Origin of the sequence: Streptomyces antarcticus, assembly GCF_026627255.1 — a bacterium.
GTDB lineage: Bacteria > Actinomycetota > Actinomycetes > Streptomycetales > Streptomycetaceae > Streptomyces > Streptomyces antarcticus.
Genome location: NZ_JAPNLM010000024.1, coordinates 76455 through 94120 on the forward strand (window position 1 = coordinate 76455; position 17666 = coordinate 94120).

19 protein-coding genes are annotated in these 17666 nt (G+C 72.0%); 10 read left to right on the plus strand and 9 right to left on the minus strand.

Features of this window, described 5'->3' with window-relative positions:
* The first annotated feature begins 189 nt into the window (after positions 1-189).
* On the plus strand, positions 190-1911 hold the full coding sequence (locus OTB16_RS29585) for a lytic transglycosylase domain-containing protein (RefSeq protein ID WP_267724030.1): 1722 nt from the start codon (positions 190-192) through the stop codon (positions 1909-1911).
* Between the two features lie 237 nt (positions 1912-2148).
* On the opposite strand, the gene OTB16_RS29590 is transcribed toward OTB16_RS29585, so the two are convergent.
* Positions 2149-2352, minus strand: a complete 204-nt coding sequence (locus OTB16_RS29590) for a cold-shock protein (protein ID WP_267724031.1) — start codon at positions 2350-2352, stop codon at positions 2149-2151.
* Positions 2353-2589: 237 nt separating this feature from the next.
* Here OTB16_RS29590 and OTB16_RS29595 point away from each other — a divergent pair, with 237 nt between their 5' ends.
* From OTB16_RS29595 to OTB16_RS29610, 4 genes are all read left to right on the plus strand, one after another.
* On the plus strand, positions 2590-3447 hold the full coding sequence (locus OTB16_RS29595) for a menaquinone biosynthetic enzyme MqnA/MqnD family protein (RefSeq protein ID WP_267724033.1): 858 nt from the start codon (positions 2590-2592) through the stop codon (positions 3445-3447).
* A 235-nt stretch (positions 3448-3682) separates the two neighbouring features.
* Positions 3683-5494: a serine/threonine-protein kinase gene (locus OTB16_RS29600; protein WP_267724035.1), complete on the plus strand. Its 1812-nt coding sequence runs from the start codon at positions 3683-3685 to the stop codon at positions 5492-5494.
* 72 nt (positions 5495-5566) lie between these two features.
* Positions 5567-6766: a cyclic dehypoxanthinyl futalosine synthase gene (gene mqnC / locus OTB16_RS29605; protein WP_267724037.1), complete on the plus strand. Its 1200-nt coding sequence runs from the start codon at positions 5567-5569 to the stop codon at positions 6764-6766.
* A 7-nt stretch (positions 6767-6773) separates the two neighbouring features.
* Complete coding sequence (locus OTB16_RS29610) at positions 6774-7427, plus strand: imidazolonepropionase-like domain-containing protein (protein WP_267724039.1); 654 nt, start codon at positions 6774-6776, stop codon at positions 7425-7427.
* Here the strand turns inward: OTB16_RS29610 and OTB16_RS29615 are convergent.
* Both OTB16_RS29615 and OTB16_RS29620 read right to left on the minus strand, forming a co-directional pair.
* Positions 7393-7818, minus strand: a complete 426-nt coding sequence (locus OTB16_RS29615) for a helix-turn-helix domain-containing protein (RefSeq protein WP_267724040.1) — start codon at positions 7816-7818, stop codon at positions 7393-7395. The two genes, OTB16_RS29610 and OTB16_RS29615, sit on opposite strands and share 35 nt — an antisense overlap.
* A 52-nt stretch (positions 7819-7870) precedes the next feature.
* Entirely contained in the window at positions 7871-8800 is a 930-nt protein-coding gene (locus OTB16_RS29620; RefSeq protein WP_267724042.1) for a DUF3152 domain-containing protein, read from the minus strand.
* A gap of 429 nt (positions 8801-9229) precedes the next feature.
* On the opposite strand from OTB16_RS29620, the gene OTB16_RS29625 reads away from it, so the two are divergent.
* Both OTB16_RS29625 and OTB16_RS29630 read left to right on the plus strand, forming a co-directional pair.
* Entirely contained in the window at positions 9230-9922 is a 693-nt protein-coding gene (locus OTB16_RS29625; RefSeq protein WP_267724044.1) for a demethylmenaquinone methyltransferase, read from the plus strand.
* A 7-nt stretch (positions 9923-9929) separates the two neighbouring features.
* Positions 9930-10841, plus strand: coding sequence for a glutaminase (locus OTB16_RS29630; protein ID WP_267724046.1), 912 nt, complete (start codon positions 9930-9932; stop codon positions 10839-10841).
* Between the two features lie 80 nt (positions 10842-10921).
* Here OTB16_RS29630 and OTB16_RS29635 read toward each other — a convergent pair whose 3' ends face one another.
* The gene (locus OTB16_RS29635; protein WP_267724048.1) at positions 10922-11452 is read right to left on the minus strand and encodes a GNAT family N-acetyltransferase; all 531 of its coding nucleotides are present in this window, start codon (positions 11450-11452) and stop codon (positions 10922-10924) included.
* 97 nt (positions 11453-11549) lie between these two features.
* Here OTB16_RS29635 and OTB16_RS29640 point away from each other — a divergent pair, with 97 nt between their 5' ends.
* Entirely contained in the window at positions 11550-12833 is a 1284-nt protein-coding gene (locus tag OTB16_RS29640; RefSeq protein ID WP_267724050.1) for a geranylgeranyl reductase family protein, read from the plus strand.
* A gap of 61 nt (positions 12834-12894) precedes the next feature.
* On the opposite strand, the gene OTB16_RS29645 is transcribed toward OTB16_RS29640, so the two are convergent.
* The 4 genes from OTB16_RS29645 to OTB16_RS29660 form a co-directional block, all read right to left on the minus strand.
* Positions 12895-13341, minus strand: a complete 447-nt coding sequence (locus OTB16_RS29645) for a PIN domain-containing protein (RefSeq protein WP_267724052.1) — start codon at positions 13339-13341, stop codon at positions 12895-12897.
* Positions 13338-13580 (minus strand): hypothetical protein, encoded by a 243-nt coding sequence (locus OTB16_RS29650; RefSeq protein WP_267724054.1) that lies wholly within the window; start codon positions 13578-13580, stop codon positions 13338-13340. Before OTB16_RS29650 ends, OTB16_RS29645 begins: the two co-directional genes overlap by 4 nt.
* 46 nt (positions 13581-13626) lie before the next feature.
* Positions 13627-13986 carry a hypothetical protein gene (locus tag OTB16_RS29655; protein ID WP_267724056.1) on the minus strand — a complete coding sequence of 120 codons (360 nt, stop codon included), beginning with the start codon at positions 13984-13986 and terminating at the stop codon, positions 13627-13629.
* Positions 13987-14069: 83 nt separating this feature from the next.
* Positions 14070-14519 (minus strand): hypothetical protein, encoded by a 450-nt coding sequence (locus OTB16_RS29660; RefSeq protein ID WP_267724058.1) that lies wholly within the window; start codon positions 14517-14519, stop codon positions 14070-14072.
* A 488-nt stretch (positions 14520-15007) separates the two neighbouring features.
* Here OTB16_RS29660 and OTB16_RS29665 point away from each other — a divergent pair, with 488 nt between their 5' ends.
* A complete protein-coding gene (locus OTB16_RS29665) occupies positions 15008-15535 on the plus strand; it encodes a hypothetical protein (RefSeq protein ID WP_267724060.1) in 528 nt (175 codons plus the stop codon).
* Between the two features lie 80 nt (positions 15536-15615).
* Here the strand turns inward: OTB16_RS29665 and OTB16_RS29670 are convergent, their stop codons facing one another.
* Positions 15616-16506: a C40 family peptidase gene (locus OTB16_RS29670; protein WP_267724062.1), complete on the minus strand. Its 891-nt coding sequence runs from the start codon at positions 16504-16506 to the stop codon at positions 15616-15618.
* Between the two features lie 794 nt (positions 16507-17300).
* Between OTB16_RS29670 and OTB16_RS29675 the strand changes: the two genes are divergently transcribed.
* Positions 17301-17660, plus strand: a complete 360-nt coding sequence (locus tag OTB16_RS29675) for an NADH-quinone oxidoreductase subunit A (RefSeq protein ID WP_030010013.1) — start codon at positions 17301-17303, stop codon at positions 17658-17660.
* Positions 17661-17666 lie beyond the last annotated feature (6 nt).

The following is a 17666-nucleotide window of genomic DNA, read 5'->3' on the forward strand; positions in this document are numbered from 1 at the left end:
AAGGGCAACCCGGGCGGCTGGTGGGGTCCTTGAACCACTCGTCCGTGAGGTTCCGGCGAAGCCGAGACGAATGGTGGGTCACATCTGCCGGGGGGACGGCGAGTCGCTGTCGAATACCTGATAGACAGTGGATATTCACGGCCCGACCGGCCGTACGTTTTTAAGCGCTCCTGGGGGGATCGCCGCACTGTGAAGCCGCTTCACCGTCACCTCGTCAACACCTCGCGCAAGGTCCTGTGTACGGCCGCCCTCGCGGCCAGCCTCACCACCGCAGCGGTCGTGAGCACCCCGTCGACCGCCGACGCGGGCGAGTCCGAGCCCACGCCGGACAGCCCTCAGGCCGCCGCCCGCGGCGACGCGCGGCTGGACCTCCCCGGAGAGGTCGCCGACCCGCAGGTGCCCGCGGGCGGCGCGGCGCCGGAGGGAGCCAACGGGATACCCGCGACCGCCCTCGACGCCTATCAGCGCGCCGGGCTGTCGGTGGCCGCCGCGCTGCCCAACTGCAAGCTGCCCTGGGAACTGCTTGCCGGCATTGGCCGGGTCGAGTCCGTGCACGCCTCCGGCTACGGCCTCAGGGCGGACGGCTCCACCGAGAAGCCGATCCGCGGCCCGCGCCTCGACGGCAACGGCTACGCCGAGATCCGCGACACCGACCGGGGCGAGTGGGACGCGGACTCCGTGTACGACCGTGCCATCGGCCCGATGCAGTTCATCCCCTCCACCTGGCAGACCTGGGGAGCCGACGGCAACGGCGACGGCAAGCGCGACCCGAACAACCTCTACGACGCGGCGCTCGGCGCGGGCCTCTACCTGTGCGCCGGCGACCGGGACCTGACGAACGCCGCGAAGCTCGACGACGCGATCCTCAGCTACAACAGGTCGCGCGAGTACGTGAACACGGTGCTCGGCTACATGCGCCAGTACCAGGCCGGCGGCGGCGCCGGAGTCGAGAACCCGCCCGCCGGGAACTACCCGACCGCACCCCCCGGCACCCTGCCCACCCCGCCGCGCCGGACCGCCCCGCCGGTGGTCATCACCCCGCAGGCGCCGGTCAAGCCGGCCTCGCCGGTGAAGCCGACGACCCCGCCGGTGACCCCGCCCGAGAAGCCCGTACCGCCCGCCGCGCCGCACCTGGCCGACCTGACGCTGCTCGGCGGTGCGGGGCTCAAGGCCGAGACGGGCGCGGCCTTCGCCGAGGTCCCGAAGGTGAAGGTGGTCCTCAGCGACGGCAAGCCCGCAGTCGGCCAGGACGTCGTCTTCACGGTCGAGTCGGACACCACCGGCGGCACCGCCTTCCCGAAGGCCCCCGGTGCATCCCTGGTGGCCAAGACGGACGCGTCGGGCATCGCCACCGCGCCCGGCCTCAAGGCGGGCGCCAAGCCCGGCACCTTCACGCTGCGGGCCTCCGCCTACGACAAGACCGGCAGGCTCTCGGTGGGGTTCACCGGCACGGTCACGGCGAAGCCGGTCGTGGACCTGCTGGCCCGCCCGGAAGGGTCGAAGCCGCTGTCGGCGGCCGCCGGTAAGAGCTTCAAGGGCGTCGAGCTCCGCGCCACCGCGCAGGGCAAGCCGCTCGCCGTGAGCGGAGTCGTCGCCGAACTGGTGGAGAAGAAGGACGGCGTGTGGGTCCCGGTGGACCCGGCGACCGCGAAGGGCCCGTACTTCGAGGGCGCCAAGGAGGGCGAGAAGGCCACCAGGCTGGAGCTCCCCGCGACCGGAGCCGACGGCAAGATCGTTCTGCCGGAGCTGTTCACGGCCGCTGACCTCGCACCGGGCACCTACCGCCTCCGCCTGACCACCCCGGACAAGGTCACCCTGGTCCTGGACTTCGAGGTGACCGCCGCCGAGGCGACCACCCCGTCGAAGGACCCGGCCAAGGACCCCGCGAAGGACCCGGCGAAGACCCCCTGACCCGTCGGGGCGAGGGCCGCCCCCGCGGGTGCCGCCTCTGGGCCGTGGCCGGCCCGGCACGGCACGCACGTACGTACGGCTGTGGGCTCCGGCACCGTGAGAACGGTGCCGGAGCCCACAGCCGTACCCGCCACCCCACCCGGGAGGGAAAGGGCAGGAGCCCCGCCCCTCTGCTCGCGCAGAGGGGCGGGGCTCCTTGGGTACTGCTTCCAACCGCGATGTGGTTGGCCCAGGCGACTAGGCCGGGGTGACGTTCTCCGCCTGCGGGCCCTTCGGACCCTGCGTGACGTCGAAGTTCACCGCCTGGTTCTCTTCCAGGGAGCGGAAGCCAGCGGCATTGATCGCGGAGTAGTGGACGAAGACATCCGGGCCGCCGCCGTCCTGGGCGATGAAGCCGAAGCCCTTTTCAGCGTTGAACCACTTGACGGTTCCGGTAGCCATGAGCCCTCCTATGGGCCAAAGGGTCGCCCTGCTCCAGAACCTGCTAAGAAGTCTGAAAACTACAAAAGCCTGCGGGTCACATTCTCCGCAGGCCTCGTACTGCAAGGGAAACCAAACTGCAACTTGCGACGAGCCTAGCACGCACCCTCGGGCCAGGACCAGAGGGAAAGATCACGTCACCCGGACGTTTGAGACCCGCCGGAACGCTGACGTGATGAGGGGGGCTAGTCTCGCGATGTGGACGTCTATCGCAGCCGGCCCCGCGTCGGCCACATTCAGTTCCTGAACTGCCTGCCCCTCTACTGGGGGCTGGCCAGAACCGGCACGCTGCTGGACCTGGAGCTGACCAAGGACACCCCGGAGAAGCTGAGCGAACGCCTCGTCGCGGGCGAGCTCGACATCGCCCCCATCACCCTCGTGGAGTTCCTCCGCAACGCCGACCAGCTCGTCGCCTTCCCCGACCTCGCGGTCGGCTGCGACGGCCCCGTGATGTCCTGCGTGATCGTCTCGCAGGTGCCGCTGGAGCAGCTCGACCGCGCCCGCGTCGCGCTCGGTTCGACCTCCCGGACCTCCGTGCGCCTCGCCCAGCTGCTGCTCACCGAGCAGTACGGGGTCCGGCCCGACTACTACACCTGCCCCCCCGACCTGGGGCTGATGATGCAGGAGGCCGACGCCGCGGTGCTGATCGGCGATGCCGCCCTGCGCGCCTCCCTGCACGACGCCCCCCGGCTCGGCCTGGCCGTGCACGACCTGGGGCAGATGTGGAAGGAGTGGACCGGGCTGCCGTTCGTCTTCGCCGTCTGGGCCGCCCGCAAGGACTACCTCGCCCGCGAGCCCCTCGTCGTGGAGCAGGTCCACGAGGCCTTCCTCGCCTCCCGTGACGTGTCCCTCGAGGAGGTCGCCAAGGTCGCCGAACAGGCGGCCCGCTGGGAGGCCTTCGACGCCGACCTCCTGGAGCGGTACTTCACCACCCTCGACTTCCGTTTCGGCCCCGACCAGTTGGCCGGAGTACGGGAATTCGCGCGGCGCACCGGACCGACGACGGGCTACCCGGCGGATGTCGCCGTGGAGTTGCTGAACACCGTCCGGCGATAGTCCCCTCATGGTCCCGTCATAGGCGCGGAGCGGGCGAATGCCTTCTTTCCCGGGAATTCCCTCTCTTTTCGCATTCCGGTCACCCCGGGGGAATGCGGAAAGGGAATGCGGACCGGAGAAGAGCGGCGCCGCGGGAAAGCCCGGACCCGGGCCGCCGGGCCCCGCAACCCCCTAAGGTGCTTCAGGGGCCGGACCGTGCGAGGCCCGGTCCGGGAACTCGGGGGAGGGGGACGCGATGCAGCCGCTCGAAGCCGGCGAACCGCGGACCATCGGCGCGTACCGGCTGCTCGGCCGGCTCGGCGCGGGTGGCATGGGCCGGGTCTACCTGGGGCGCAGCGCGGGCGGCCGGACCGTCGCCGTGAAGATCGTGCACCCGCACTTCGCCGCCGACGAGGAGTTCCGGGCCCGGTTCCGCCGCGAGGTCGAGGCGGCCCGGCGGGTGGGCGGCGAGTGGACCGCGCCCGTCCTGGACGCGGACCCCGACGCGGCCGTGCCGTGGGTGGCCACCGGATACGTGGCCGGACCCTCCCTGGACCGGGCGCTCGCCTCGTACGGTCCGCTGCCCGAGACCTCGGTACGGGCCATCGGCGCCGGGCTCGCCCGCGCCCTGGTCGCCGTACACGGGCTGGGCCTCGTCCACCGGGACGTGAAGCCCTCCAACGTGATGCTGACCCTCGACGGGCCCCGGCTCATCGACTTCGGGATCGCCCGCGCCACCGACGGGACGGCCTCCCTCACCTCCACCGGGGTCTCCATCGGCTCGCCCGGCTACATGTCGCCCGAGCAGATCCTCGGCAAGGGGATCACCGGCGCGGCCGACGTCTTCTCCCTCGGCGCGGTGCTGGCCTTCGCGGCGACCGGGCGGCCGCCGTTCACCGGGGACAACTCCGCCACCCTCCTCTACAAAGTCGTCCACGAACCGCCCGAGCTGGGCGACGTCCCCGCCGGGCAGCTCCGCGAGCTGATCGGTGCCTGCCTGGCCAAGACGGGCGCCGACCGGCCCGCCCCCGAGGATGTCGCGGCGGCCCTCGGCGACGCCCCGGGCACCCCGGGCTGGCTCCCGGGGCCCCTCGTCGAAGCGGCCAGCCGGGCCGCGGTGGCCCTGCTCGACCTGGACGCGGCGGCTCCCGAGCACCCCTCGGGACCGGTGCCCTTCACCACCCCCTCCTACGGCGGCGCGGCCGCCCCCGGCGCCGGCTTCGGGGCGCCGGACCCCTCGTACGGGGACCCCTACGGCCCGGCCGGGACCGGCTCCGGGCCGCGTCCCGCGACAGCGGGCCCGTACGGGAGGCCGGACCCGGGACGCACCGGCCCCGACGGCCCCGACGGCCCCGACGGCCCCGACGGCCCCACCGGGCCCGCCGCGGCCGCGGAGGCGGGCGTGCCCGGCCCCCGGAGCGCCCCCGAGGGGCGGCAGCTCAGCGTGACCGCCGCCGGACGGCGGTTCAGCTGCACCGTGGTGCTCGCCGCGGCCGCCGTCCTGGCGGCGGTCTCCGGCGGCCTGTACGGGCTCGGCCTGCTGCCCGGCGGGGGCGACGGGGGCCGCGACGTGGCCGGCGACACCCGCCCCTCCGCCTCCCTGACACCCGCCCCGGCCGGCAGCGCGCCGCCGGGCACCCCGCGCCCGAGCGACAGCCCGGGCGCGAGCACCGGCCCGACCACCAGTTCCCAGCCGCCCGCGGGGAGCCGCGACGAGGTCCCGAAGGAGCTCGTCGGCACCTGGAAGGGCCCGGTCACCACCAACAGGGGGGTCCCCGCCGAGTTCGAGATCACCATCAGGGCGGGCCGGGTCGGTGCGGTCGTCGGCCGGGACAAGTCCGTCGTCCCGGTCCTCGGCACCGACTGCGGCGGGGACTGGAAGCTGGCCTCCGCCACCGACCGCTCCCTCGTCCTGGACACCTCCGGCGGCCCCAACCCGGCCCCCGGCATCTGCTCCGGCGGCTCCGCCGACGAACGCTTCACCCTCAACCCGGGCGGAACGCTGCACTACAGGTCGGGGGACAGGGCGGCCGGAAACCCCGAGGGAGACCTCACCCGAAGCCCCTGACGGGCCCGCGTCGGCGCTGGCGTACGCTGGATCGGTCCGGACCTTGACACACCGCCGAAAGGTGACGCACCGGTGACCGACCAGGCCGCTCTCCAGTCTGTCCTCGACCGCGCCGCCGCAGGGGGCCGGATCACCAAGGAAGAGGCGCTCGACCTCTACCGGCACGCGCCGCTGCACGCGCTCGGCCAGGCCGCCGACGCGGTGCGCCGCCGCCGCTACGCCGGCACCGAGCACATCGCGACGTACATCATCGAGCGGAACATCAACTACACGAACGTGTGCGTCACCGCGTGCAAGTTCTGTGCCTTCTACGCGGCCCCCAAGGACGAGAAGAAGGGCTGGTCGCGCGACCTCGAGGACATCCTGCGCCGCTGCGCGGAGACCGTCGAACTCGGCGGCACCCAGATCATGTTCCAGGGCGGGCACCACCCGGACTACGGCGTCGAATACTACGAAGAGCACTTCGCCGCCATCAAGAAGGCCTTCCCGCAGCTGGTCATCCACTCCCTCGGCGCGTCCGAGGTCGAGCACATGGCCCGCATCTCCGGCGTCACCGCCGAGGAGGCCATCGCCCGCATCCACGCGGCCGGCCTCGACTCCTTCGCGGGTGCCGGCGCCGAGCTGCTGCCGGAGCGGCCGCGCACGGCCATCGCCCCCCTCAAGGAGTCCGGCGAGCGCTGGCTGGAGATCATGGAGATCGCCCACCGGCTGGGCGTGGAGTCCACCTCCACCATGCTGATGGGCACCGGCGAGACCAACGCCGAGCGCATCGAGCACATCGCGATGATCCGGGACACCCAGGACCGTACGGGCGGCTTCCGCGCCTTCATCCCGTACACCTACCAGCCCGAGAACAACAAGCTCAAGGGCCGCACCCAGGCGACGATCTTCGAGTACCTCCGCATGATCGCGATCGCGCGCCTCTTCCTCGACAACATCGCCCACATCCAGGGCTCCTGGCTGACCGTGGGCAAGGAGGCGGGCCAGCTCTCGCTGCACTACGGCGCCGACGACCTCGGGTCGATCATGCTGGAGGAGAACGTCGTCTCCTCGGCCGGTGCCAAGCACCGCTCGAACCGCCAGGAGATCATCGACCTGATCCGCAAGGCGGGCCGCACCCCGGCGCAGCGCGCGACCACGTACGAGCACCTGCTGGTGCACGGCGACCCGGCGAACGACCCGGCCGACGACCGCGTGGTCTCGCACATCTCCTCCACCGCGATCGAGGGCGGCACGGCGCACCCCGAGTTGAAGCTCATCTCGACCAACTGACCCCGCCGTGCTGACGCTTCACACCGCCGAACACCTCGTCACCGGGCCGGGCTCCGCCCCGGTGCCCGGTGGCGCGGTCCTCGTCGAAGGGGACCGGATCGCCCGCGTGGGGCCGTACGCGGACCTCGCCGCGGCGTACCCGCACGCCCGCTGCCGGCGCTGGCCCGGGGTGCTCACCCCGGGGCTGCTGGTGCGGGGCGCGGACGAGCTGCTGGAGCGCACCTACTACCCGGACGACCCGTACGAGGTCGCCGAACTCGGCACGGAACCGGTCAACGGTGACGCCGCGCTGGCCGGGCTGAAGATGACCGAGGCGCGGTGGGGCCACAGCGCCCGGCGCGGTACGCAGAAGCTTCTCGCGCGCGGGGTGACGGCGCTCACCGGCCGGTTCACGATCGGGGCGGTGCGCACGGCCGTGGTCCGCTCGGGGCTGACGATCCTGCCCCCGGCGGCGGCCGCGCCGGGCACACCTCCCCCGTCCCTGGACCCGTTCGCCGGGCGGGGCTCCGTCGAGGAGGCGTTCCACGGGGTGCTGGAGCCGGGCGTCCCGGCCCGGTTCGCGGTCTTCGCGGCCGCGGACCCGGCGGAGCTGCTGGAGCGGGGCGCGACCAGCTGCGTGGCCACGGTCATCGGGGGACGGCTGCTGCACCGCCGCCGCTGAGCGGGCCGCCTGGCGCGAGGGGCGGGGCGAGGGCTGCGGTGAGGTTCTGGGCGACGACCGGGAGGTCCGCGTCCGGGAGGTCCGCGTCCGGGAGGTCCGCGTCCGGCAGGTCCGCGTCCGGGAGATCCGTGCGCAGGTCCTCGCGGGCCAGGGCCGCCAGCAGGCAGGCCTGGAGCCGGCTGATCCCGCCCAGCTTGGCCCGTATGTTCACCACGTGGAACTTGACCGTGCTGACGGACAGCCGCAGCTCGACCGCGAGTTCGGCGTTGGAGGCGCCGGTGGCCAGGCACAGGAACACGGCCGACTCCTGCTCGGTCAGCTGGGCCCGGGGCCGGGCCTGCTCCCCCTGCGGGGGGAACCACGCGGGGACGCTGAAGCTGACGACGCGCACGGTTTCCACTCCTCGGCCCCCGGCCGGCCCATCCGATGGCCGGCCCTCCCGGTTATGGGACGCTCGGGCCCGACAGATAAGTTCCGTCCGCACTGTACGGCCAGGCATTGGCCGTACAGCCCAGGAGCCCCTTGATCTGCTGCATCATCGCCGGAGCGGGCTGGCCGGGGCCCGGGCAGGTCTCGTGGTCGCGGCCGATCTCGTGCCCGACCTCGTGGTTCACGATGAGCGCGCGGTACTCCTCGACCGGGCCGTTGAACTGCGGTGATCCCTCCTGCCAGCGCTTGAGGTTCACCACGACGGTGTGCCCGGCCCGGCAGTTGGTCTCGCCGATCAGCTCGGGGGTGACCACCTCGCACAGCCGGTCGGTGGTGGCGGGCGTGGCGATCTTGACGGTGAAGTCGACCGGCTGGCCCGCCCCGACCAGCTGGAAGGCGTACGCCGGGTCTCTGGTCCAGCCGCGGGGGTCGCCGAGGATCGTCTCGACGGAGCGGGCGGCCGTGTCCGGGTCGATGCCGCTGTTCTCCTCGACCTCGATCCGCCAGCGCAGCGGGGTCCCCTTGCCCTGCGGCTGCCCGGCGGCGGCGGAGGGCTTGAAGATGCCCGGACCGGAGGCCGGGACGACCGGGGTCGCCGGGGCGCCGCTCGAGGGCGCGACGGACGGCTTGGGCACCACCGGGGCCTTCGCCGACGGGGCGGCGGAGGAGCGTTCGGGCACGGGGGCCGCCTTGCCGCCCTGCGGAGCGGCCGCACCGGACCCGTCCGCGGGGCTCTCGCCGGCCTCCGGCGTACGGGCGGCGGCCGCCGGCTTGTCGGAGACCTCGGCGGAGTCCTCCCCGGGCACCAGCGCGTAGCCGGTCGCGCAGACCGCGAGGAGCGCCGCGGAGCCGAGGATCGTACGCCGTAGCCGCGTCCGCCGCCGCGCCCGGCGCCGGGCGCGCGGGCTGAGGGAGGAGCGACCGGTGGAATGGCCTGCCGGCATCGTGAAGCCCTTTGCTCGGCGGCCGCTGCCGGACCGGCCGCCACGGGGGCCACGCTCCGGAGGTGACCCTCACCCGGGCCGCACCCGGCCAGTCAACGCGGCCGCGGGGCATCGGCGTAACTGGCCTTCGGGCCAGTTGTGCGGTTGGGACCCGGACCGGGTGGGTATACCGGGTGGCCGCCGCCGAGACCGAACACCGGGGTGCCGCTCCGGCCCCCCGGGCGCCCCGCCACCCCGGGCGCCCCGCCACCCCGGGCGCCCCGGCCACCCCCGGGGCGACCCGCCACCCCCAGGCGCCCCGGCCGCCCCGCGCGCCCCGGCCGCCCCGTGCCAGGGCCAGGGCCGAGCCGCCGCGCCCGGGGGAGCCGCGGCCTGAGAGGATGGGCCCGTACCCGCCGATCCGCATCGCACACCGAGGGGCGAACACCAGTGACTAGGGCTTCCCTGGACAAGCAGCCGCACGAAGTCGCCTCCATGTTCGACGGGGTCGCGGCGAACTACGACCTCACCAACGACGTCCTCTCGCTCGGCCAGGCCCGGCTGTGGCGCAAGGAGGTCGCCAAGGCGGTCGCCGCGCGCCCCGGGCAGAAGGTTCTCGACCTCGCCGCGGGCACCGCGACCTCCTCGCTGCCCTTCGCCGCGACCGGCGCGTACGTCGTCCCCTGCGACTTCTCCCTCGGCATGCTCCGCGAGGGCAAGAAGCGCAACCCCTGGCTGCCGCTGACCGCGGGCGACGCGACGAAGCTGCCGTTCAAGGACGACACCTTCGACACCGTCACGATCTCCTTCGGCCTGCGCAACGTCCAGGACACCGACGCCGCCCTGCGCGAGCTGTACCGGGTGACCAAGCCCGGCGGCAAGGTCGTCATCTGCGAGTTCTCCCAGCCCACCTGGGCGCCCTTCCGCACGGTGTACACCGAGTACCTGATGCGGGCCCTCCCGCCCGTGGCCCGCGCCGTGTCCTCCAACCCCGACGCGTACGTGTACCTCGCCGAGTCCATCCGGGAATGGCCCGACCAGCCCGCGCTGGCCGCCCTGCTGCAGAAGGCCGGCTGGTCGAAGGCGGCCTGGCGCAACCTGAGCGGCGGGATCGTCGCGCTGCACCGCGGCACCAAGGACTGACACTGCCGTGGACTACCAAACGCTGCTGGAACAGGTCGCGGAGGACACCGCCCCGCTGATCGGCAGCGGGACGCCCGCCGAGTACATCCCGGCGCTCGCGTCCGTGGACCCCGCGCAGTTCGGGATGGCGATCGTCGACCTCGACGGCAACGTCTTCGGGGTGGGGGACTGGCAGGTCCCCTTCTCCACCCAGTCCATCACCAAGGTGTTCGCGCTCGCCCTCGCCCTGGCCGAGGGCGGCGTCAGCCTGTGGGAGCGGGTGGGCCGGGAGCCGTCCGGCAACCCGTTCAACTCCCTCGTGCAGCTGGAGTACGAGAACGGCATCCCGCGCAACCCCTTCATCAACGCGGGCGCCCTCGTCGTCACCGACCGGCTCCAGACCCTGACCGGCGACGCGAGCAGCGAACTGCTCGACTTCCTCAGGGAGGAGAGCGGCAACCCCGACGTCGGCTTCGACGCCGAGGTCGCGGCCTCCGAGCAGGCGCACGGCGACCGCAACGCCGCCGTCGCGCACTTCATGGCCTCGTACGGGAACATCGACAACCCGGTGCCCGCCCTGCTGGAGCACTACTTCTGGCAGTGCTCCATCGAGATGAGCTGCGCCGACCTGGCCCGCGCAGGCCGCTTCCTGGCCCGGCACGGCCTGCGCGCGGACGGCTCCCGGCTGCTGACGCGCAGCGAGGCCAAGCAGATCAACGCCGTGATGCTGACCTGCGGGACCTATGACGCGGCGGGCGAGTTCGCCTACCGCGTCGGGCTGCCCGGCAAGAGCGGGGTCGGCGGCGGCATCGTCGCGGTCGTCCCCGGACAGTGCACCGTCGCCGTGTGGAGCCCCGGGCTGGACGCCCAGGGCAACTCGGTCGCGGGCGTGGCGGCCCTGGACCGCTTCACGACCCTGACGGGCCTGTCGGTCTTCTGACCGCCGCCGCGGGCAGCTCGGCCCCGGCCCCGGCCGGGCCCGTCGGCAGTGCCCGGGGCCCGCCGCCACGGCGGTCGCGGTCAGCTGCCGGACAGCGTCAGTTCGTAGCGTCGGCCGTGGCGCACGCCGCCCGGGAGCAGGAAGCGGTCCGCCAGGGTCATGCCGAGCCGCTCCGCCACCGCGATCGACCGCTGGTTCTCGTCGTTGATCATCGCGACGACGTGCGGGACGCCCACCGCGCGGACCCGCTCCACGGTGGCCAGCGCGGCGGCGTACGCGTACCCCTTGCCCCACGCGGCGCGGCCCAGCCGCCAGCCGATCTCGATCTCCCCGACCGGTCCCCACTCCTTCTCCCGGGGCCACGGCTGCGCGCCCGTGAAGCCGATCACCGCGCCGTCCGTGTCGAGCAGGGTCCACAGGCAGTGGCCGAGCTGCGCGTCGTGCATGCGCTGGCGCGCGGTGAACTCCTCGTACAGGGACAGTTCGGCGGGCCCGCCGAGGAACTCCATCACCTCCGGGTCGTCGAAGACCCGGTGCCAGGCACGGGCGTCCTCGTCGGTGGGCACGCGCAGCTGCACGGCGGGAAGCGGCCGGGTCGGCGAGGTGGTCATCGGAGGCACCCTTCGGATCGCGATCTCTCTCGCTGCATAGACTGCACATGTCCGGTGCCGTTGGGCACCCTTTATCGAGCCTCCGGGAGATCCCGCAGTGACCGAGCCCCTCTCCGAACACTCCGCGGACGTGATCGTCGTCGGGGCCGGGCCCGCCGGCTCGACCACCGCGTACTACCTCGCCAAGGCCGGATTGGACGTCCTGCTCCTGGAGAAGACCGCGTTCCCCCGCGAAAAGGTGTGTGGTGACGGGCTGACCCCGCGCGCCACCAAGCAGCTGGTCTCCATGGGCATCGACATCTCCGAGGAGGCCGGCTGGCTGCGCAACAAGGGCCTGCGGATCATCGGCGGTGGCCAGCGCCTCCAGCTGGACTGGCCGGAACTCGCCTCCTACCCGGACTACGGACTCGTCCGCAAGCGCGACGACTTCGACGAGACCCTGGCCCGCCAGGCCCAGAAGGCCGGCGCCCGGCTCTACGAGCGCTGCAACGTCGGAGAGCCCGTGCGCGACCCGCGCACCGGCCACATCACCGGCGTGCAGGCGAAGCTCGGCGAGGAGAAGACCCCGGTCACCTTCAGCGCCCCGCTGGTCGTCGCGGCCGACGGCAACTCCTCCCGGCTGTCCCTCGCGATGGGCCTGCACCGGCGCGAGGACCGCCCGATGGGCGTCGCCGTGCGGACGTACTTCACCTCGCCCCGGCACGACGACGACTACCTGGAGTCCTGGCTGGAGCTGTGGGACCGGCGCGGCGCGCAGGACCGGCTGCTGCCCGGCTACGGCTGGATCTTCGGCATGGGCGACGGCACCTCCAACGTCGGCCTCGGCATCCTGAACTCCTCCTCCGCCTTCAAGGAGCTGGACTGGCGCGAGGTCCTCAAGGCCTGGTGCGCGTCCATGCCCGAGGACTGGGGCTACACCCCCGAGAACATGACGCAGCCGATCCGCGGCGCGGCCCTGCCGATGGCGTTCAACCGGCAGCCGCACTACACCAAGGGCCTGCTGCTCGTCGGCGACGCGGGCGGGCTCGTCAACCCCTTCAACGGCGAGGGCATCGCCTACGCGATGGAGTCGGGCCAGATCGCGGCCGACGTCGTCGTGCAGGCCCACTCCCGCGCCACCCCGGCGCTGCGCGAGCTGACCTTGCACAGCTACCCGAAGGTCCTCAAGGAGACGTACGGCGGCTACTACACGCTGGGCCGCGCCTTCGTGAAGCTGATCGGCAACCCGAAGGTCATGAAGGTCGCCACCCAGCGCGGCCTGACGCACCCGGTGCTGATGCGGTTCACGCTGAAGATGCTGGCCAACCTGACCGACCCGACGGGCGGCGACGCGATGGACCGCATCATCAACGGACTCTCGAAGGTGGCACCCAAAGCCTGATGACGCGAGGCCGGGCCGCGCGGCACAAGGCCGAGCGGCCCGGCGTACGACGGTTGAACTGTCAGACTTTGACGATCTTCACCTTCGGCGAGCCGGGGAGCTGCTCGGCAGCCTTGCACAGCGCCGGAATGTGCGACGTGTCGGACGTGACGAGCAGTACCGGGGGCGGGCAGAGCGCGGCCGTGGCGACCACGAGGGCGTCCACGAGGCATTCGTGTCCGTCAAGGCCCGAGACGTCCAGCAGTTTCGCGGCGGCGTCCGTCACCGCGTCGGTGACCGGCTTCACGTCGAACCGCGACAGCAGGAACTGGAGTCGCTTGGCGGCCTCTCCGGTCCGGCGCACTTCCAACGGCGTCAGAGCGGACAGTGCCACTCGTCTGCCGCTCTGCTGAGCGACCTCGATGCGCGCCCGCATTCCCTCGTCACCGTCGACGTGCAGCGAAAGCCCCTGGGCGTCGAGGACGAGAGTGCCCTCGCTCTTGGCCTTGATCTTGAGGCGCTTGCTCACCACTCCTGTTCCGCCTGCCGCCGTGCTTCCGCGGAGACGGGGCCGAACGCCTCGCGGTCGGCGGTCACGACCTCTCGGAGCTTCTGCGCGGCGAGCCACTCCTCCAGGGCTTCTGCCACCACGGAGGAGAAGCCGTTCTTGCCGGTGCGCTCCTCGACTTCCTTGATCAACGATTGCGCCAGCGACACGGATCTCTTACCGGCCCGCTCGGCGGCCTGGTGGGCTGCGTGGCTGCTCATACCTAAAACGTAACACCGGCGGTAGGAAGTTTCTCGTCCGACGGACCTACGGGGCGGGCCGAGGCGGGTTCTCCCCGGTGCGGCCCGTTTCGCCGTACCGGGGGCCGGACGGGCCGCGGTGCGGGCCTTCGTACGGGCCTTCGTACGGGCCTTCGTACGGGCCCCCGGCGGCGTCCCCGGCGCGGTGCACCGCGCGCACGCAGCGGGTCAGCAGCACCAGACCGCACAGCAGGAACACCGCCGAGGCGCTCCAGCCGAGGCCGAGGGACAGCGCGCTCCCGGGCTTCTGCCAGGGGCGGGCGGTGGCCAGCAGCCAGCCGCCGACGGCGAGGAAGCCGAGCCCGAGCGCGGCCGGGACGGCGGTGGGGTCGCCGCCGCGGGGGTACTCGTGCGGTCGTGCGCTCACGGGACCACCACCTCCAGGGTCGGGGCGGTCCGACGGGTCGGGCGCGCCCCCGCCATCTTCGCAGGGCCCCGGGCGGTGCCCGGTCAGCGGTCGGGGCGGCACTTGCGCAGGGCCTCGATGTGCAGCTGCTTGAGGGTGGCCCACTGCTCGGCGGTGGCGCCGCTGCCGTCGACGTCGCCGGTGACCGGATTCGGGTCCGGATACCAGGTGATTCCCTCCGCGCGCAGGCACGCGGATTCCTTCCGCGCCGCGGCGAGTTCCCCGGGGCCGGCCTGCACCGGCGGGGGCGGCGGCGGAATCAGCGACGCGCAGGCTTTGTGCGCCGCTTCGTTCCACGGCTTCGACTTGTCCTCGCGGGGCGCGCCGTAATCGGTGTACACGACAGCCACGCCCTCCTTCTTCAGGCAGTCGTAGTACGCGATTTCCGCCGCAGTGGGCGGCGGACTGTCGCTCGCCAGGGGTTCTTTGTCGCCGCCGCAGCCCGCCAGTGCAATGCAGACGAGGAGGAGGGGAGCGAAATGGCGTGCGCGCACGGAGACTTCCCTTGGGGCAGTAGAAATGGAATGTACGCCTCCATGCGGGACGGGGCACGGGTATGCGCCGGGCGAGAATAGTCAGTTCGGCCGGAATGGCGCAACACCCCTACAAGACAAGGGACTTGCCCGCCCACACGGCGCGATTCCGGCTTGACGCCGTAATCCGTGGGCCCGTTGAATCCGGCCGGGCGGAGAATCCCTTTGGTGCTCCTCTCGGCATCCGAACAGAGAGGTACGCGTGATGAACCGGGCAAGGGGCAAGCTGGCACCGGGCTGCGTCGCCGCCGTTTCGGCGGCCGCCATTCTCCTCGCCGGGTCCGGGCCGTCGGCGGCGATGGGGAGGGACGGGAACCTGGAGGACCAGGAATTCGGTCTCGTTTACCTCGCGGGGCGTGCGGGTTGTGTCTTCGATCTTTATGCGACTGACACGAACTTCTCCGGAGACGCCTTCAACAGCGGGTGCAACGGGATGTACAAGAGCGTGAATGACAACCGAGGACCGGCACCGGTACCTCTTCGGGCTGGCCGATCCGGACCACGCCGCCGCGCACGGGTACGACAAGTCCGCCGGCCGGGGCGCGCCGCCCAAGCCGCCCGCCCCGCAGCTGAGCGACAGCGCGTACGCCGTCATGAACGGCACGCAGCGCGGCGCCCGGGACGGGCGGGCGCCCGACGCGACCTCGGAGGCCCACGAGCGGTCCGAGCGGGACTCCCGCGTCGTCGCCGTGCTCGCGGCGTGGTCGGCTTGCATGGAGAAGTCCGGGTACGGGGGGATCCGTACGCCGTACGACGTCGTGGAGGAGGCCGGACTGGCGGACGACAAGGGCGGTCCGCGGGCCGTCACGGCCGCCAGGGCCGACGTGGCGTGCAAGAGCGAGGTGAACCTGGTCGGCGTCCGGGCCGCGGTCGAGAAGGCGTACCAGGAGCGGCTCGTCGAGGAGCACGCCGAGACGCTGGCCCTCTACGGGCGCCAGCGCGAGGCCCGCTTCAGACTGGCGGCCTCCGTCGCCTGAGGTGCGCCGAAGGGCCGGTGCTCCACCCCCGAGCGGGGGAGCACCGGCCCTTCCTGACGCTCCGGAGACCGGAGAGCGGCTCAGAGGACGCGCACGGCGCCCGTCGGCTTGTCGTAGCTCAGGGAGCGCTCGACGATGCCGGTGCTGGGGTTCTGCGCGCCGACGAACTTGCCGCCGCCCACGTAGACGGCGACGTGGTACGCGTTGCCCTTGGAGCCCCAGTACAGGATGTCGCCCGGCTGAAGGGCGCTCAGGGACACCGAGGTGCCGAACGAGGACTGCTGCTGGGACATGCGCGGCAGGGTGATGCCGGCCTGGCGGTAGGCGGCCCCCACGAGACCGGAGCAGTCGTACGAGGACGGGCCGGTGCCGCCCAGCACGTACGCCTTGCCGACCTGTGCGCGGGCGAAGTTCACGATGGCCGCGGCCGAGCCGGTGGCCGGGGCGGTGACGGTGCCCGTGCCCTGGGAGGGGGCGGTGCTCTTGCCGGAGCCCGAGGTGGACTTCGAGCCCGAGTCGGAGCCGGAGGCGGGCGCCGAGGCGGTGGCCAGCGTGGAGCGGGCGGAGCTGCGGTTGGCGCGCTCGGCCGCTTCCTTGCGGTCGGCCTCCTCCTTCGCCTTCTTCTCGGAGTCGGCCTTCTGCTGGGCGTCCTCCTTGGCCTTCTTCGCCTCGGCGGCGGCGCCGGTGCGGGCGCTCTCCTCCTGGGCGGTCAGTTCGCCCTCGACGGCGGCCAGACGGGTGTTCTCGGCGGCGGTGGTGACGGCGGAGGAGACCTCGGCGCCGAGGTCCAGGTCGAGGACCGGCATCTCGAGCGTCGTCTCGGCCACGGGCTCTGCGGTCGGGGACGCGCTCGCGGTTCCGGCCATGGCCAGGGTGCTGAGGACGCCACCGGCTACTCCGGCGCGGACCGCGAGCTTCGAGGCGCTGCGGCGGGGCTTCCGGTGGCTGGGTATGTGAGCGGTGTGGGACATGAGGACAAGCGCTATCAGGGCGTCAGGGTTCGCTTCAAGAAACGTGGTCTGCGCCACAGTTGCGCGCGAATGGGGCTAACCGGGCGCGTCGGCGCTCCTATTGACGCGGTAACGGGCTAATCGGACACACCGTCACAACCCTGTGATCATGTCGTTTCTGCATTAAGTCCGAATTGATCCTCGGCCTACCATTCCGCCGGACAGTTGGCCAAGCCCCGTTTCGGAAGCGCTGATTCACCGTGACGCAGGTCATAGTTACCCCGTGCCGTGAGGACACCGTGGCCCGGTTGTGACCCGGCCGTGAAGGTGTCGCGCGGCTCGTGAACGGATGCACGTGGGCGACTGTCCGTTCTGCCCCGGCTTCTCCCCCGCGTCCACCTCCGTACGCGAGTGGTCCCCCGGTCGGGGTAGGCGAGATCCCGGTAGCACCTGATCCGCACCGGTGCCAATTTGCCTGTAGGGGCCACACTTGGTAGTGGAGGCATGCTTTCTACCTGCGGTAACGACGATGGATGTCACCATTCGTAACCGTCCGGATGCTTCGCGTGTGAAGATCACCGCTCATCCGACTTCATGATCGTTCGTCAGGTGGTGGAGATCACAAACTCGTTGTTGCAACCCGTGTCGCAGATCACAGAGAGGCAGGCATAAGATGCGCAGCAGTCCGGCTTGTGAACTGCCTCACATGTACACGATCTTCGCGAGGCGGGTCACGCCCCCAGTCCACCACTGGGCGGTACTCCCGGCCGGTACGGCGGTCCAACGGTCAAGGACGACTGGAAGGAGCGAGGAGCGTGAATGCGTACGCGCCCATCCTCGTGCTCGGCGCCCTCGGCGCAGGGTTTGCGATCTTCTCCGTGGTCATGGCCACGCTGATCGGTCCAAAACGGTACAACCGGGCAAAGCTCGAAGCGTATGAGTGCGGCATCGAGCCCACTCCGATGCCGGCCGGCGGCGGCCGCTTCCCCATCAAGTACTACCTGACGGCGATGCTCTTCATCGTCTTCGACATCGAGGTTGTCTTCCTCTACCCCTGGGCCGTCACCTTCGACTCCCTGGGGATCTTCGGGCTCGTGGAGATGCTGCTCTTCGTGCTCACCGTCTTCGTCGCCTACGCCTACGTCTGGCGCCGCGGCGGCCTGGAATGGGACTGAGGGGCT